Source organism: Cedecea sp., from assembly GCF_036500665.1.
GTDB lineage: Bacteria > Pseudomonadota > Gammaproteobacteria > Enterobacterales > Enterobacteriaceae > Cedecea.
Map to the genome: position 1 here is coordinate 171232 of NZ_DASYBS010000042.1, position 16085 is coordinate 187316.

At 53.6% G+C, this 16085-nt stretch carries 20 protein-coding genes; 13 read left to right on the plus strand and 7 right to left on the minus strand.

Features of this window, described 5'->3' with window-relative positions; genetic code table 11:
• Positions 1–35: 35 nt before the first annotated feature.
• Positions 36–239 (plus strand): YoaH family protein, encoded by a 204-nt coding sequence (locus tag VGM55_RS07430; protein WP_331635110.1) that lies wholly within the window; start codon positions 36–38, stop codon positions 237–239.
• Between the two features lie 21 nt (positions 240–260).
• Here VGM55_RS07430 and VGM55_RS07435 read toward each other — a convergent pair whose 3' ends face one another.
• A complete protein-coding gene (locus VGM55_RS07435) occupies positions 261–605 on the minus strand; it encodes a RidA family protein (RefSeq protein WP_038482110.1) in 345 nt (114 codons plus the stop codon).
• Between the two features lie 128 nt (positions 606–733).
• On the opposite strand from VGM55_RS07435, the gene VGM55_RS07440 reads away from it, so the two are divergent.
• From VGM55_RS07440 to rnd, 5 genes are all read left to right on the plus strand, one after another.
• A complete protein-coding gene (locus VGM55_RS07440) occupies positions 734–2644 on the plus strand; it encodes an ATP-dependent DNA helicase (protein ID WP_331635111.1) in 1911 nt (636 codons plus the stop codon).
• Positions 2645–2712: 68 nt separating this feature from the next.
• Positions 2713–3408 (plus strand): tRNA (adenosine(37)-N6)-threonylcarbamoyltransferase complex dimerization subunit type 1 TsaB, encoded by a 696-nt coding sequence (gene tsaB / locus VGM55_RS07445; protein ID WP_154186717.1) that lies wholly within the window; start codon positions 2713–2715, stop codon positions 3406–3408.
• 42 nt (positions 3409–3450) lie between these two features.
• Positions 3451–4041 (plus strand): Slp family lipoprotein, encoded by a 591-nt coding sequence (locus tag VGM55_RS07450; protein ID WP_038482119.1) that lies wholly within the window; start codon positions 3451–3453, stop codon positions 4039–4041.
• A gap of 200 nt (positions 4042–4241) precedes the next feature.
• Complete coding sequence (fadD, locus tag VGM55_RS07455; protein WP_331635112.1) at positions 4242–5927, plus strand: long-chain-fatty-acid--CoA ligase FadD; 1686 nt, start codon at positions 4242–4244, stop codon at positions 5925–5927.
• Positions 5928–5996: 69 nt separating this feature from the next.
• Positions 5997–7118 (plus strand): ribonuclease D, encoded by a 1122-nt coding sequence (gene rnd / locus VGM55_RS07460; RefSeq protein ID WP_154186721.1) that lies wholly within the window; start codon positions 5997–5999, stop codon positions 7116–7118.
• Between the two features lie 139 nt (positions 7119–7257).
• On the opposite strand, the gene minE is transcribed toward rnd, so the two are convergent.
• Genes minE through minC form a run of 3 tightly spaced genes read right to left on the minus strand, consistent with a single transcriptional unit; the run spans position 7258 to position 9084 of the window.
• Positions 7258–7533, minus strand: coding sequence for a cell division topological specificity factor MinE (gene minE, locus VGM55_RS07465; protein ID WP_008454068.1), 276 nt, complete (start codon positions 7531–7533; stop codon positions 7258–7260).
• A 3-nt stretch (positions 7534–7536) separates the two neighbouring features.
• The gene (gene minD, locus VGM55_RS07470) at positions 7537–8349 is read right to left on the minus strand and encodes a septum site-determining protein MinD (protein ID WP_154186723.1); all 813 of its coding nucleotides are present in this window, start codon (positions 8347–8349) and stop codon (positions 7537–7539) included.
• Positions 8350–8373: 24 nt separating this feature from the next.
• Positions 8374–9084, minus strand: coding sequence for a septum site-determining protein MinC (gene minC / locus VGM55_RS07475; RefSeq protein ID WP_331635113.1), 711 nt, complete (start codon positions 9082–9084; stop codon positions 8374–8376).
• Between the two features lie 126 nt (positions 9085–9210).
• On the opposite strand from minC, the gene VGM55_RS07480 reads away from it, so the two are divergent.
• The 6 genes from VGM55_RS07480 (at position 9211) to VGM55_RS07505 (ending at position 12479) form a co-directional block, all read left to right on the plus strand.
• Complete coding sequence (locus VGM55_RS07480; RefSeq protein WP_331635114.1) at positions 9211–9486, plus strand: YcgL domain-containing protein; 276 nt, start codon at positions 9211–9213, stop codon at positions 9484–9486.
• A gap of 75 nt (positions 9487–9561) precedes the next feature.
• On the plus strand, positions 9562–10605 hold the full coding sequence (locus VGM55_RS07485; protein ID WP_331635115.1) for a lytic murein transglycosylase: 1044 nt from the start codon (positions 9562–9564) through the stop codon (positions 10603–10605).
• A 90-nt stretch (positions 10606–10695) separates the two neighbouring features.
• Complete coding sequence (locus VGM55_RS07490; RefSeq protein WP_331635116.1) at positions 10696–11355, plus strand: fumarylacetoacetate hydrolase family protein; 660 nt, start codon at positions 10696–10698, stop codon at positions 11353–11355.
• 89 nt (positions 11356–11444) lie between these two features.
• Positions 11445–11891: a YcgN family cysteine cluster protein gene (locus VGM55_RS07495; RefSeq protein WP_154186733.1), complete on the plus strand. Its 447-nt coding sequence runs from the start codon at positions 11445–11447 to the stop codon at positions 11889–11891.
• Positions 11892–11972: 81 nt separating this feature from the next.
• Positions 11973–12215 (plus strand): hypothetical protein, encoded by a 243-nt coding sequence (locus tag VGM55_RS07500; protein ID WP_414648216.1) that lies wholly within the window; start codon positions 11973–11975, stop codon positions 12213–12215.
• A 24-nt stretch (positions 12216–12239) separates the two neighbouring features.
• Positions 12240–12479, plus strand: a complete 240-nt coding sequence (locus VGM55_RS07505; protein ID WP_154186735.1) for a DUF333 domain-containing protein — start codon at positions 12240–12242, stop codon at positions 12477–12479.
• A 49-nt stretch (positions 12480–12528) separates the two neighbouring features.
• Here VGM55_RS07505 and dsbB read toward each other — a convergent pair whose 3' ends face one another.
• Together dsbB and nhaB are read right to left on the minus strand one after the other, a co-directional pair.
• Complete coding sequence (gene dsbB / locus VGM55_RS07510) at positions 12529–13059, minus strand: disulfide bond formation protein DsbB (protein WP_154186737.1); 531 nt, start codon at positions 13057–13059, stop codon at positions 12529–12531.
• 145 nt (positions 13060–13204) lie between these two features.
• The gene (nhaB, locus tag VGM55_RS07515) at positions 13205–14770 is read right to left on the minus strand and encodes a sodium/proton antiporter NhaB (RefSeq protein WP_331635117.1); all 1566 of its coding nucleotides are present in this window, start codon (positions 14768–14770) and stop codon (positions 13205–13207) included.
• A gap of 228 nt (positions 14771–14998) precedes the next feature.
• Here nhaB and fadR point away from each other — a divergent pair, with 228 nt between their 5' ends.
• Positions 14999–15718, plus strand: a complete 720-nt coding sequence (fadR, locus tag VGM55_RS07520) for a fatty acid metabolism transcriptional regulator FadR (protein ID WP_154186741.1) — start codon at positions 14999–15001, stop codon at positions 15716–15718.
• A gap of 157 nt (positions 15719–15875) precedes the next feature.
• Here fadR and VGM55_RS07525 read toward each other — a convergent pair.
• Positions 15876–16085, minus strand: a 210-nt coding sequence (locus tag VGM55_RS07525) for a hypothetical protein (RefSeq protein WP_331635119.1), incomplete at its 5' end; no start/stop codon positions are given.

Genomic DNA, 16085 nt, shown 5'->3' on the forward strand with positions numbered 1-16085 from the left:
AAGTAGCGGCTTCAGCACTGTAACAGGAGTTCAAAATGATTTCAGGATTACCGGCGCTTAGTCACGAGCAGCAGCAGCAGGCCGTCGAGCGTATTCATGAACTGATGGCCGATGGCATGAGCAGCGGCGAAGCTATCGCCCTGGTTGCCAGTGAGATCCGTGCCTCCCATACCGGCGGTAACGTCGTCGCACGGTTTGAAGATGAAGACGACGACGGAGAGGAAGACCCGCAGGACTAGCCGGGCCTCAACGGCTCTGCGTTACACCGCTGCGATGATTTTGATTTCCACTTTGTAACGCGGGTTCATCAATTTAGCCTGTACGGTGCAGCGTACCGGCGCTTTACCCGCCACAACCCACTCATCCCACGCTTTATTCATCGCCGCAAAGTCCTCGCCGTCCGGCAGGAAAATGGTGGCATCCAGAATGCGTGTCTTATCGCTACCAAGTTCAGCCAGCAGGGTGTCTATCTGCTCAAGGGTATTTGCCGTCTGCTGGTAGGCATCGGCATCCAGGTTTTCAGGCACGCCAGTGTAGTACACGGTCTGGTTATGGATAACAGCATCAGACCAGCGGGCTTCGGGTTTTATACGCGCAATACTCATGACAACTCCTTAACAACAAACGATATGTGCGGCACAGCCTGCCACAATCCGACTCACGGTTCCACCGGCTTGCTGGATAAACCTGGCCGGGGCTGACATAATCACTGGCAATTTAACCAGGGGGTAACGTGACGGACGATTTTGCAGCAGACGGCCAACTGGCTCAGGTCATTCCCGGTTTCCGGCCGCGTGAGGCGCAGCGTGAAATGGCGGAGGCGGTAACCCGGGCGATTAAAGCCGGAGGAGAGCTGGTGGTAGAGGCCGGCACCGGCACAGGGAAAACTTACGCTTATCTTGCCCCCGCGCTGCGTTCTGGCAAAAAAGTCATTATTTCTACCGGCTCGAAAGCGCTGCAGGATCAGCTGTTTTCCCGCGATCTACCCACTATCTCTCGCGCGCTGAAATTTACCGGGCGGGTGGCATTACTGAAAGGTCGCTCTAACTACCTTTGCCTGGAAAGGCTGGAGCAGCAGTCGCTGGCAGGCGGCGACCTGCCCGTGCAGGCGTTAAGCGACGTGATGCATCTGCGCGGCTGGGCCAGTGAAACCGTGGATGGCGATATCAGTACCTGTGGCACCGTCGCCGAAGATTCCACCGTCTGGCCAATGGTCACCAGTACCAACGATAATTGCCTGGGGCAGGATTGCCCACAATATCAGGACTGTTTTGTGGTGAAGGCGCGTAAGAAGGCGATGGATGCTGACGTAGTGGTAGTGAACCACCATCTCTATCTTGCCGATATGGTGGTCAAAGAGAGCGGCTTTGCCGAGCTGATCCCTGAGGCCGAGGTTACCATTTTCGATGAAGCTCATCAGATCCCTGACATTGCCAGCCAGTATTTTGGCCAGTCGATCTCCAGCCGCCAGCTGCTTGATCTCGCCAAAGACATTTCTATTGCCTATCGCACAGAGGTGCGGGACGCCCAGCAGCTGCAAAAAAGCGCCGACAGCCTTGCCCAGCGTACGCAGGATTTTCGCCTGCAAATAGGCGACCCGGGCTACTGCGGTAATTTACGGGAGCTGCTTGCCGACGCCAATATCCAGCGTTCACTGCTGCTGCTTGATGATGCCCTTGAGCTCTGCTACGACGTGGCGAAACTTTCCCTTGGCCGCTCTGCGCTGCTGGATGCTGCTTTTGAACGCGCGGTGATTTACCGTGGACGCATCAAAAGGCTGAAAGAGATTAACCAGCCGGGCTACAGCTACTGGTATGAATGCAACGCCCGCCACTTCACGCTGGCCCTGACGCCGCTGTCCGTGGCCGACAAGTTTAAGGACGTTATCCGTGAAAAAGCGGGCTGCTGGGTCTTTACCTCGGCCACGCTTGCGGTGAATGACAAAATGAGCCACTTCACCGAGCGACTGGGTATCGACGAGGCGGAAACGCTGCTGCTTGCCAGTCCGTTTGATTACGCTAAGCAGGCGCTGCTGTGCGTGCCGAGAGGACTGCCAACCCCAAATCAACCCCATGCTGGCCGTCACCTGGCAAACCTGCTTCGCCCGCTTATTGAAGCCAACAACGGGCGCTGCTTTATGCTTTGTACCTCCCACGCCATGATGCGTGAGCTGGCGGAACAGTTCCGTGCCACCATGACGCTTCCCGTGCTTCTGCAGGGGGAGACCAGCAAGGGGCAATTGCTACAGCAGTTTGTTGAGGCCGGTAATGCCCTGCTGGTGGCGACCAGCAGCTTCTGGGAAGGCGTTGACGTGCGTGGCGACACGTTATCCCTGGTCATCATCGACAAGCTGCCCTTTACCTCCCCGGACGATCCGCTGCTCAAGGCCCGAATGGAGGATTGCCGTATCCGCGGCGGCGACCCGTTTGACGAGGTGCAGCTGCCCGACGCGGTGATTACCCTCAAGCAGGGCGTCGGCCGCCTGATACGAGATGTGGAAGACCGTGGGGTATTGGTTATCTGCGATAACCGGCTGGTGATGCGGCCTTATGGCGCTGTTTTCCTGAACAGCCTGCCGCCAACGCCGCGTACCCGGGATATAAATCGGGCAGTTGAGTTCCTCAATGCCTCAGGCGCGCAGTAATTTGTGCCAGGCTATGGTATGATGCGCGCCGTTTTTTGACCTTATCTCCGCCAGAGGTTGGCAAGCCCATGCGAATTTTAGCCATCGATACCGCAACAGAAGCCTGTTCTGTTGCTCTGCAAAACGACGCGGCGTCCTACGCCCATTTCGAACTCTGCCCGCGCGAGCATACGCAAAGAATTTTGCCCATGGTGAAGGACATCCTGAACCAGGGCGAGATTACTTTGTCTGATGTGAACGCACTTGCCTACGGGCGTGGGCCGGGCAGTTTTACCGGCGTGCGAATTGGTATCGGCATTGCGCAAGGGCTGGCGCTGGGTGCTGAGCTGCCAATGATCGGCGTCTCAACGCTTGCGACGATGGCGCAGGGGGCATGGCGTCGTACCGGGGCAACCCGCGTACTGGCCGCCATAGATGCTCGTATGGGCGAAGTCTACTGGGCCGAATATCAGCGTGACGATCGGGGCGTGTGGCATGGCGAAGAAACCGAAGCCGTACTGAAGCCGGAAGGCGTTGCGGGACGGTTGAAGCAACTGAGCGGCAGCTGGACTACAGTCGGTACAGGCTGGCAGGCCTGGCCTGATATGGCGCAGGATAGCGGGCTTCTGTTGCAGGACGGCGAAACCACGCTGCCCGAAGCAGAAGACATGCTGCCGCTGGCGCTGCAGGCTTTTAACGCCGGAAAAACCGTCGCCGTGGAACACGCTGAACCGGTCTACCTGCGCAATGAAGTCACCTGGAAAAAGCTTCCTGGCAGAGAGTAATACCCACCGCTCCGAACGGAGTGGAGGTTAAGGAGATGAGGTATGGCTGTTTGTAATGTCAAAAAATGCAGCTGGCTGCTTGCAGCCGCCGCGGCGTTGGTGCTGAGCGGCTGCGTGAGCGTGCCGGACGCCATCAAAGGAACCTCGGCGACGCCGCAGCAGGATCTGACGGTCGTCATGAATGCTCCCCAGCTTTACGTTGGGCAGGAAGCGCGTTTTGGCGGCCGGGTGGTGAACGTGGATAACCTGAAGGGCAAAACTCGCCTGGAGATTGCCACCGTCAGCCTGGACGAAGGTGCCCGCCCGGCGCTGAATGAACCTTCTCACGGGCGTATTTATGCCGACGTGAACGGTTTCCTGGACCCGGTTGATTTTCGTAATCAGCTAGTCACCGTTGTGGGGCCAATCACCGGCACCGCAGAAGGTAAAATTGGCCAGACACCGTATAAATTCATGACCATGCAGGCGACAGGGTATAAGCGCTGGAACGTGGTTCAGCAGGTCGTGATGCCGCCGCAGCCCATAGATCCGTGGTTCTGGGGCGGCCCGTACCCGTACCGTCATCACTATGATATGTGGGGCGGCTGGTATAATCCGGGACCCGCACAGGTACAAACCGTCGTAACCGAATAATCTGTTGTTTTTTAATATTTTCAAACAGCGGCCTGGCCGCTGTTTGTTTTTATCCAGGACGGATGAAAAAATTTAGTGATGCGCTTCGCAACCTTTAATCAGGTTAATTAATAAACTGGTACGCTGAGTTAATATTATGTTAACGAAATGTGTAGCCTGGGGTTGTGATGACGACAAATAATAATTTCAGAGGTGGATCCTTGAATAAGGTTTGGCTTAACCGCTACCCGGCCGACGTTGCGGCTGAAATAAATCCCGATCGCTATCAATCCCTGGTTGATATGTTTGAACAGGCCGTCACTCGCTATGCCGATAAGCCTGCGTTTATCAATATGGGGGAGGTGATGACCTTCCGTAAGCTGGAAGAGCGCAGTCGTGCATTCGCCGCTTACCTCCAGCAGGGCCTGGGGCTGAAAAAAGGCGACCGCGTTGCGCTGATGATGCCCAACCTGCTGCAGTACCCGGTGGCGCTCTTTGGCATACTGCGTGCCGGAATGGTGGTGGTTAACGTTAACCCGCTTTATACCCCACGCGAGCTGGAGCACCAGCTGAACGACAGCGGAGCCAGCGCGATTGTCATCGTGTCGAACTTTGCCCACACGCTGGAAAAAGTGGTCGATAAAACCCAAGTGAAGCACGTGATCCTGACCCGCCTGGGAGACCAGATCTCCGGCCCGAAAGGCACGTTGGTTAACTTTGTCGTCAAATACATCAAGCGGCTGGTGCCTAAATACCATTTGCCAAACGCTATCTCCTTCCGCCGCGCGCTGCAAAGCGTCTACCGCATGCAGTACATCAAGCCTGAAATTATCAACGACGATTTGGCCTTCCTGCAGTACACCGGCGGCACGACCGGCGTGGCGAAGGGCGCGATGCTGACGCACCGCAACATGCTGGCCAACCTTGAGCAGGTGAGGGCAGCCTATAGCCCGCTGCTGCATGAAGGCAAGGAGCTGGTGGTCACCCCGCTGCCGCTCTACCATATTTTTGCCCTGACCATTAACTGCCTGCTGTTTATCGATATGGGCGGTCAGAACCTGCTGATTACCAACCCGCGCGACATTCCCGGCCTGGTAAAGGAACTGGCGAAATATCCTTTCACCGCCATGACCGCCGTGAACACGCTGTTTAACGCCTTGCTGAACAACAAAGAGTTTCAGCAGCTGGACTTCTCAAGCCTGCACCTCTCCGCGGGCGGCGGCATGCCGGTTCAGCACGCCGTGGCTGAACGTTGGGAAAAATTAACCGGGCGCTTCCTGCTGGAAGGCTACGGCCTGACGGAGTGCGCGCCGCTGGTCAGCGCGAATCCGCATGACATGGATTACCACAGCGGCTCTATTGGCCTGCCGGTGCCGTCTACCGATGTGAAGCTGATTGATGATGAAGGCAATGAAGTTCCTCCGGGCGAGCCCGGTGAGCTTTGCGTTAAAGGGCCTCAGGTGATGCTGGGCTACTGGCAGCGCCCGAAAGAGACCGATGAAATTCTGAAAGACGGCTGGCTGCGCACCGGCGACATTGCGGTGATGAACGACGAAGGCTTTATGAACATCGTTGACCGTAAAAAAGACATGATCCTTGTTTCCGGTTTTAACGTTTATCCCAACGAAATTGAAGACGTGGTGATGCAGAACGAAGGCGTTCTGGAAGTGGCGGCAGTGGGCGTTCCAGCCGGCGTAAGCGGCGAGCACGTGAAAATCTTCGTCGTGAAGAAAGATCCTGCTCTGACGGAAGAAGCGCTTATCGCCTTCTGCCGCCGCCAGTTAACCGGCTATAAGGTGCCGAAACTGGTAGAATTCCGTACGGAATTGCCAAAATCCAACGTCGGGAAAATTTTACGACGAGAACTGCGTGACGAAGCAGGCAAGACAGGCAACAATAACGCCTGAGCTCCAAGTCACTCGTCCTGATGCCGGTTCGCCGGCATTTTTTATGGGCGCAACCTAAGAGAACTGAATTTGACTTACCAGATGATTACCACCGATGAAGGGCTGGCCGCCGTTTGCCAGGCCGCTCGTCAGTTCCCCGCGCTGGCGCTGGACACCGAATTTGTCCGTACGCGAACCTATTACCCTCAGCTGGGGCTGATCCAGCTTTATGATGGCCAGCAGGCTTCGCTGATCGATCCCTTAGCCATTAGCGACTGGTCGCCGTTTAAGGCGTTGCTGCAGGATCCTGATACCATCAAATATCTGCACGCGGGTAGTGAGGATCTTGAAGTCTTCCTTAATGCTTTTGGCATGCTGCCCGATCCGTTTATCGATACCCAGATTCTGGCTTCGTTTACCGGCCGCCCGCTGTCCTGCGGCTTTGCCACCATCGTTGAGTCCTACACCGGTATTGCGCTGGATAAAAGTGAATCCCGCACCGACTGGCTTGCACGTCCGCTCACCGAGCGGCAGTGCGAATATGCGGCGGCAGACGTGCTCTATCTCTTGCCTATCGCTGAAAAGCTGATGGCCGAGACCGAAGCGGCCGGCTGGATCAACGCGGCTTTAGACGAGTGCCAACTGATGTGTTCCCGCCGCCGTGACCAGCTCGACCCGGAAGAGGCCTGGCGTGAAATTGGCAACGCGTGGCAGCTTCGCACCCGTCAGCTGGCCTGCCTGAAGAAACTGGCCTCGTGGCGCCTGCGTAAAGCGCGTGAGCGCGATATGGCGGTGAATTTTGTCGTTCGTGAAGAAAACCTGTGGCAGGTGGCGAGATATATGCCTGGCTCTCTCGGGGAACTGGATTCGCTTGGCCTGAGCGGCAGTGAAATCCGTTTCCACGGTAAAACGCTTATCGCGCTGGTTGCGGAGGCACAGGCGCTGCCTGAAAGCGAGCTGCCCCAGCCGCTGCAAAACCTGGTGGATATGCCGGGTTACCGTAAAGTGTTTAAGGCAATTAAAGCGCTGGTGCAGGAGGTGAGTGAGGCCCAGGGGCTGAGTGCCGAATTATTGGCCTCCCGTCGTCAAATCAATCAGCTGTTAAACTGGCACTGGAAATTGAAGCCACAGAACGTGATGCCGGAATTAATTAGCGGCTGGCGGGCAGAATTAATGGCAGAAGCGTTAACGAAATTACTGGCGGAATACTGATTGCTTATATGACCTGGGAATAATTACAGTATTATTCTCAGGTTGAAATATATTAGCGGAGTGCAACGAGAAAGATCTTAATAAACGTTAAGTGACTGCGTAAAAATAAAGCCCCCTGTAAATACAGGGGGCTTTTTATTCAGGCCGACTTACTGGCTTCTTCCGCTTCCGGGAGCGTGACGTTCAGCTCCAGAATTGAAATATCCCCATCCCGCTGCTCAAGTTGAACGCTGACCATTTCCGGATCGATTTGCACGTACTTGCAAATCACGTCGAGAATGTCTTTGCGCAGCTGAGGCAGGTAATGCGGTTCTGCATCGCTCCGGCGACGCTCAGCAACAATAATCTGTAAACGCTCTTTCGCGATGTTGGCGGTGTTCTTTTTTCGTGACAGAAAAAAGTCGAGTAATGCCATAACTTATCCTCCGAACAGGCGTTTCAGGAAACCCTTCTTCTCTTCTTCAATGAAGCGGAAAGGGCGTTCTTCTCCGAGCAGGCGTTCCACGGTATCGGCGTAGGCTTTACCCGCGTCAGATTCACCGTCAAGAATAACCGGCTCGCCTTGGTTGGACGCGCGCAGCACCGACTGGTCTTCCGGGATAACCCCAACCAGAGGAATGCGCAGAATTTCGAGCACGTCTTCCATGCTCAGCATATCGCCCCTATTGACGCGGCCAGGGTTGTAGCGGGTCAGCAATAAATGCTCTTTAATCGGCTCTTCGCCGTTTTCAGCGCGGCGTGATTTCGACGACAGAATGCCGAGAATACGGTCTGAGTCACGCACCGAGGAAACTTCCGGGTTGGTGGTGATAACCGCTTCGTCAGCAAAGTACAGCGCCATCAGCGCGCCGGTCTCGATGCCTGCCGGGGAGTCACAAACGATAAATTCGAAGTCCATGTTTTTCAGATCTTCCAGCACTTTGGCCACGCCTTCGCGGGTCAGGGCGTCTTTATCGCGGGTTTGTGAAGCCGGCAGGATATAGAGCTGTTCAGTGCGTTTATCACGGATAAGCGCCTGATTCAGCGTGGCATCGCCCTGAATAACGTTAACGAAATCGTACACAACGCGGCGCTCGCAGCCCATGATCAGGTCAAGGTTACGCAGGCCGATGTCGAAATCAATAACGACGGTTTTTCTTCCCTTTTGGGCCAGACCCGTGGCGATGGCCGCGCTGGACGTGGTCTTACCAACGCCCCCTTTACCCGATGTAACAACAATAATGCGTGCCATAAAGGATTTCCTTGTTAAAAGGGCTTAATTCAAAGATTGAACGGAGAGCGCACCACTCGCCAGATTGAGGCGAGCCGCTTTTCCATAATAATCGGCTGGGATCTGCTCACTCAGCCAGTACTCGCCCGCAATAGAAACAAGCTCTGCTACCAGGTTAGTACAAAATATTTGTGCATCACGATCGCCACTTGCACCAGCCAGCGCACGACCACGCATCATGCCGTAAATATGAATATTACCATCTGCTATCAGTTCTGCACCGGCGCTGACGTGATTGGTCACAATCAAGTCACAGTTTGGCGCATAAATGCGCTGGCCGGAACGGACCGGGGTATCAATTAAACGCGTTTTTGTGACCGGGCTAACATCCGGCGCGGCAACGACCACGGGCTCAAGGGGCGCGGCTTTCGGCGCTCTGGCAATCTTTTCTTTCCCTTCGGTCAGCAAGGGCAGGCCAGCACGCTCAATGTCAGCTTTTAACGCTTCATCTTTACAGCCGCTGATACCCACCACGCGCAGGCCGGTTGCGGTGACGGCCTGTTGTACTTTCTTCCAGTTGGCGGAACCATCGAGACTGGCGACGTTAACGACCACCGGGGCATTCTTTAAGAATGCGGGAGCCTGGGCGATTTTATCTTCCAGAGCCTGGCGAATAACCTCAGGTTGTGCATCATGCAAATGAACCACAGATAAGGTAAAACTGCTACCCTTTAACTCGATTGGCGTGTTTGACATCCTGACCTTACTCAATTCAGTTTCAATCCCCACAATTGTGGGACGATATTCCGAAGTACATCAGGCATGTTATAGTCCAGCTTATATTCAGGCAAGCCACTCGCTGGCGAAAATAGAGTAAAAAAAATGTTTTGTGTGATCTACAGAAGTACCAAACGCGATCGGACATATCTTTATGTCGAAAAAAAAGACGATTTCTCTCGAGTGCCGGAAGAACTGATGAAAGGCTTCGGCAAACCCGTACTGTCTATGCTGTTACCGCTGGACGGCAGTAAAAAACTGGCTAATGCCGATTTGGATAAAGTGAAACAGGCGCTGGAAACTGAGGGTTATTATTTACAGATCCCACCTCCGGTAGAAAGCTTGCTCACCGTGCACCTGGGAAAGAGTCCTAAAAAATAATTTTCGGACTGAAGGCCAATCTTTTCCAGGTATTAAGCCTGAAAATGTGTAAAACACATTATTGCGGAAAAGACGATGAAAAATGCAGCCCTGCGTTATACCTTCAGCGCCTTAATTCTCGCCAACGGGGCCGGTTATCTCAGCCCCGCAGAGGCGGCCTCTGCCGCCTCAGTGCCTCAAGCCACAACGCTCGCTGAACAAGGGCGAGACCCGGCTGAATTCCCGGCTTACGTCGAAAAATTAAAGCAACAAGCCAGAGTGCAGGGCATCAGCAATGCAACGCTGACAAAAGCTTTTGCCAATATTCATTTTGTTGATCGGGTCATTCAATCCGACCGCAATCAGCTGGAAAAGAAAATAACGCTTGATGACTATTTAAACCGCGTTATCACCCCCGCAAAAATAAAACAGGCGCGTAGCCTGGCGAAGCTTCATCAGGCTGAGCTGGAAAAAGTCAGTGCGAATACGGGGGTTCAAAGCCGCTATATCGTCGCCCTCTGGGCAATGGAAAGTAACTTCGGCAAGCTTCAGGGTAAAGAAGACATCATTTCTGCTTTGGCGACGCTCGCTTTTGAGGGCCGCCGCGAAGCATTTTTTACCAATGAACTCATCGCCGCGCTGAAAATCATCCAGCGGGGTGACGTTAGCGCCTCACAGATGAAAGGCTCGTGGGCTGGGGCGATGGGGCAAAATCAGTTTATGCCGAGTTCGCTGCTGCGCTACGGCAAAGACGGTGACGGAGACGGTAAAATTGATATCTGGAATAACACCCGCGATGTTTTTGCTTCCACGGCAAACTACCTGGCGGTAGAGGGCTGGCAGCGTGGCGGGGCGTGGGGCTATGAGGTGAAACTGCCGGCAGGCTTTAATACTGCACTGCTGGGCACCAGTCCGGGGCAGGGCAAGCCTGTGGCCCGGTGGAAAAAACTAGGGATAACGCTGCCGGGAGGAACCCATCTCCCTGCCTCCTCAAAAACGGCCTGGCTGGTGAAACCAGACGATGGTCCTGGACGTTCGTTCCTGGTCTACAACAACTTCCGCACCTTGATGCACTGGAACCGCTCTTATTATTTCGCCATTAGCATCGGCAAGATGGCGGACGCTATCGCGAATAAATAAGGCACGCTTAGAAACACTTCCCCGGTATTCAGCGGGGATTTTTTTATCTAGTATCAAAGGCAGTTAACACAAACGACACAGAGGAAAGGCATGTATCAACATCATAACTGGCAGGGTGCACTGCTGGATTTTCCGGTAAACAAGGTAGTCTGTGTTGGCAGCAACTATGCCAAACATATTAAAGAGATGGGCAGCGCGACGCCGGACGAACCGGTGGTGTTTATCAAGCCCGAGAGCGCATTGTGTGACATTCGCCAGCCGCTGGCACTGCCGCAGGAGTTTGGCTCTGTACATCATGAAGTGGAGCTGGCTATCCTGATCGGCGCCACCCTTAAGCAGGCAAGCGAAGAGCATGTCCTTAAGGCGATCGCCGGTTATGGTGTCGCGCTGGATCTGACGCTGCGTGACCTGCAGGCTAAGCTGAAAAAAGCAGGCCAGCCGTGGGAAAAAGCGAAGGGCTTTGATAACTCATGCCCGATCTCCGGTTTTATCCCTGCGGCGCAGTTTACGCACGATCCGCAAAACACGCCTCTTGAGCTGAAGATCAACGGCGAAGTTCGCCAGCATGGCAATACCGAAGATATGATCCACAAGATCGTGCCGCTGATTGCTTACATGAGCAAATTCTTCACTCTGCGAGCGGGAGACGTGATCCTGACCGGAACGCCGGAAGGCGTTGGCCCGCTGCACAGCGGCGATGAGCTGGAAGTGAGCTTTGCCGGCCACAGCCTGAACACGCGCATTTTATAAACAATTTGCCGCTTCAGGGCGGCAAAACTTGCATCCGAGTGTCAGACTGTTTATAAGGTGCAGCTTAATTTTTAAATGCAGGAACCGCTATGACACCCACTCCCTTTTGGCAAAGTAAAACTCTCGACGAAATGAGCGACGCCGAGTGGGAATCACTGTGTGACGGCTGCGGTCAATGCTGCCTGCATAAGCTGATGGACGAAGATACCGACGAGATCTACTTCACCAACGTCGCGTGTAAGCAGCTTAATATCAAAACCTGTCAGTGTAAGAACTACGCCCGCCGCTTTGAATACGAGCCGGACTGTATCAAACTCACCCGCGACAACCTGCCGACCTTTGAGTGGCTTCCGCACACCTGTGCCTATCGTCTGCTGGCCGAAGGCAAACCGCTGCCGGAATGGCACCCGCTGATCTGCGGGTCGAAAGCTGCGATGCACGGGGAGCGTATTTCGGTGCGCCATATTGCGGTGAAAGAGTCTGAAGTTCGCGACTGGCAGGACCATATCCTCAACAAGCCTGAATGGGCGGATTGATGCGTTGACGTCTCTTCTGTTCCAGACCTTTATTGATGGTGAAAATAAGTCCTTCTTATAACTGATTTTGTGATAGGATGGATTTTCCATAACCAAAATAAGAGAGTTTTTATCCTGAATTTAACATTCCAGTGTCCGTCATGCGGCGGATCGCAGTATCGCACTTCCTCCTACGATGTCCGAGAATCAAATCCCCATGGCGCAGTCTGTATCTTTTGCAAATCGGTCATGCAGGTTTCCGCTCATCGTCCGTCCAATGCGACTTTCTCAGATTTTACGCTGCTGGCACAACAGGCTTTGCCTTTATCTCAGCCACGCTGTTAATATCCCTTCCTCACAGGAGGGATAATGAAAAAACTGAAGTTAATTATTGGCATACTGCTGTTAAGCGGCTGTGCGACCGCAGAGCGCGATGCACCAACACCACCACAAACGATCGGCATGGCGAATCCCGCATCGGTCTATTGCCAGCAAAAGGGTGGTAAATCACTCCTGGTGAAAACGCCGCAGGGCGAGCGTGCTGACTGCCTGTTACCGGGTGGTGAAAAAATTGACGAGTGGGCGCTGTTCCGACGCGACCACCCATAAAAAAATAGCCCACCTAAGGTGGGCTATTTTTTTAGCGGGGCTGATGCAATTAGCGGCCAAAGAGATCGCGACGCTTTGGCTTGAAGAACTGGGCAATCAGCACCAGTACCGCAATAACCAGGAACACGGCGAAGATCCCCAGCAGCCACTGCACCATATCCAGCGACAGGAATTCCCACTGGCGCACGGAGCAGTCACCGCTGGCAACAAACACCTGCGGCAGCCATTTGTCCAGCGGCAGCCAGCTCGGGAAACGGGCGAAGAAATCGCAGGTCACGAACGGTGACGGATGAAGCTGGAGCATGGTGTGATCCCAGGCCAGCTGAACGCCTTTCCCTGCGCTGTACAGCCAGATAGCCAGCGCGCCGTAACGTAGCGGGCTTTTAGGGGCAATGGCGCCAATCAAACCTGCACCCATTACGCCGAACAGCGCACAACGTTCATAAATACACATCACACAAGGTTTCAGCCCCATAACGTGCTGGAACCACAATGCCACCATTTCAAGCACGAACGCCGTAAAGGCCAGAAGCAGCCAGGCGGTACGTCCTTGGGAGCATTGGTTTAAATATCGCAACATAATCAGTTTCCCTGCAGCATGCGTAGAATCGGCAGTGTAAACCAATTCCCTATCTGCGCCAGTAGCGCAGATGAAAATAACGTACTAATCGGATGTTTATAAGGAAAAAAATTGTAACGGGAAGCGGACTTCCCGCCAAATTACCTTAGTGCGGTGCAACCAGAGCGTCCGGCGTGGTTAACCAGCCGCTGGCAAGCATCCATTCCGTTGCAGGTGTAAGCGTGTATTCAACGCATAGCAGGCCCACAATCGTCAGAACCAGGGTGTAGGGCAGCGCCATCACAACCATGCGTCCATAGGACAGACGGATCAATGGTGCCAGCGCGGACGTCAGCAGGAACAGGAACGCCGCCTGCCCGTTTGGTGTGGCAACGGACGGCAGGTTAGTGCCCGTATTGATCGCCACCGCTAACAGTTCGAACTGCTGCATATTGATAGCGCCATTGTGCAGCGCGGTTTTCGCCTCATTGATATAAACGGTACCGACGAAGACGTTGTCCGATATTGAAGAGAGCAGGCCATTAAAGATGTAAAACAGCGACAGCTGAGCATGTGGGGAGGCGTTCAGCACGTACTGAATAATCGGGCTAAACAGATGCTGGTCTATGATCACTGCCACTATGGTGAAGAAGACGGTCAACAGCGCGGTAAAGGGCAGGGCTTCGGTAAAGGCTTTGCCGATAGCATGTTCGTCGGTCACGCCGCAAAGCGAAGTTGCCAGAATAATCACCGACAGCCCAATCAAACCCACTTCGGCCAGATGCAGCGCAAGGGCAATAATCAGCCAGACCCCAATCAGGGCCTGAATCAGCAGCTTCATTTTGTCCTGCTTCGTGCGTTTTTTCGCACTTTGAGCGTCAAAGTCGTGCAGGATACCGCGAACTTTTTCCGGCAGCGTTTGCCCGTAGCCGAGCACTTTAAATCGCTCCAGCAGGATACACGTCAGCAGGCCACAAATCAGCACAGGTACCGTTACCGGCATCATTCGCAGGAAGAAATCACCGAAATGCCAGCCGGCATTTTTAGCAATAATCAGGTTCTGTGGCTCGCCGACCATGGTCATCACGCCGCCGAGCGCGGTCCCCACGCCGGCGTGCATCATCAGGCTACGCAGGAAAGCGCGGAACTGCTCAAGGATCTCCCGGCTGTCGGTCTGAATATGGCTATCGTCCTGGACGTTGCCGTCATCCTGCGCCTCAGATGCCACGCGGTGATAGATGCTGTAGAAGCCAACGGCCACGCTGATAACCACCGCGACCACGGTTAAGGCATCGAGAAATGCGGAGAGAAAAGCCGCAGCAATGCAAAAGGCCAGGGAGAGGGCGGTTTTTGAACGAATTCCCAGCAACATGCGGGTAAATAACAGCAGCAATAGCTGCTTCATAAAGTAGATGCCAGCCACCATAAACATCAGTAGCAGCAGAACTTCCAGGTTAGATGTGACTTCGGCACGCACGTGTTCGGCGTTGGTCATCCCGACAATCACTGCCTCTATGGCCAGCAGGCCGCCCGGCAGTAGTGGATAACACTTAAGCGCCATCGCCAGTGTAAAGATAAACTCAACAACCAGCATCCAGCCCGCGATAAATGGGCTGACAAACCAAAAGACCAGCGGATTAACCACTAAAAAGGCAATCAGCGTAAGTTTGTACCAGTCAGGTGATTGACCCAAAAAATTGCGGTACAGCGCCCGCCCAGAGGACATTTCCATCGTAAAATTACCATTATCCGTTGTATTATGTTGATGTTTAAAAATATAAACCTTCAGGGTACTCGCATAACGCTAAGAGGATCAAGCCGCAGGAAATCCTGAGTTAAGGCATTTATTGTCAAAATTCAACGCCGATCCCGCATTTGCACGCCGCCCCCGCTATCTGGCGCGCATGGCATCTGGTATGATGAGTCCAATTTGCAAAACCTGAGTAATGGAAATCTTACTATGGTCATTAAGGCGCAGAGCCCAGCGGGTTTCGCGGAAGAATACATTATAGAAAGTATCTGGAATAGTCGTTTCCCGCCTGGCTCTATCCTTCCGGCTGAACGCGAATTATCAGAGCTTATTGGCGTAACCCGTACTACCTTGCGTGAGGTGCTTCAGCGCCTTGCTCGCGATGGCTGGTTGACTATTCAGCACGGAAAACCGACGCGGGTTAACAATTTTTGGGAAACATCAGGCCTAAATATTCTTGAAACGCTGGCGCGTCTCGATCACGATAGCGTGCCGCAGTTGATTGATAACCTGCTTTCCGTTCGCACTAATATCTCAACGATATTTATTCGCACCGCTATTCGTCAGTATCCAGATAAAGCGCAGGAAGTGCTGGCAACGGCCGGTAAAGTTGAAGATCACGCAGATGCCTTTGCTGAGCTGGACTATAACATTTTCCGTGGCCTGGCATTTGCTTCGGGCAACCCAATTTATGGCCTGATCCTTAACGGCATGAAAGGTCTCTATACTCGTATCGGGCGTCACTATTTTTCAAATCCTGAAGCCCGCAGCCTGGCGCTCGGTTTTTACCATCGCCTGGCGGAAATCTGCCAGCAGGGGCTTTACGATCAGGTCTTTGATACCGTACGTAAATATGGGCGTGAAAGCGGCGAGATTTGGCACCGTATGCAGAAAAACCTGCCGGGCGATTTAGCGATGCATAGCCGCTAAGCCCGAATAAAAAACGCTTCCTTCAGGAAGCGTTGTATTGATGACAAACAGCCGAAAACGTGGTTTTCGACTGTTTGGGGCAAATCAGAGAACATCATTCATTGTTTTGTGCGAGTAGCGATAAACTTTTCGAGGACAATGGGCGTTATCAGCAGTTTCAAACGCTTCCTTCAGGAAGCGTTGTATTGATGACAAACAGCCGAAAACGTGGTTTTCGACTGTTTGGGGCAAACCAGAGAACATCATTCATTGTTTTGTGCGAGTAGCGATAAGCTTTTCGAGGACAATGGACGTTATCAGCAGTTTCAAACGCTTCCTTCAGGAAGCGTTGTATTGATGACAAACAGCCGAAAACGTGGTTTTCGAC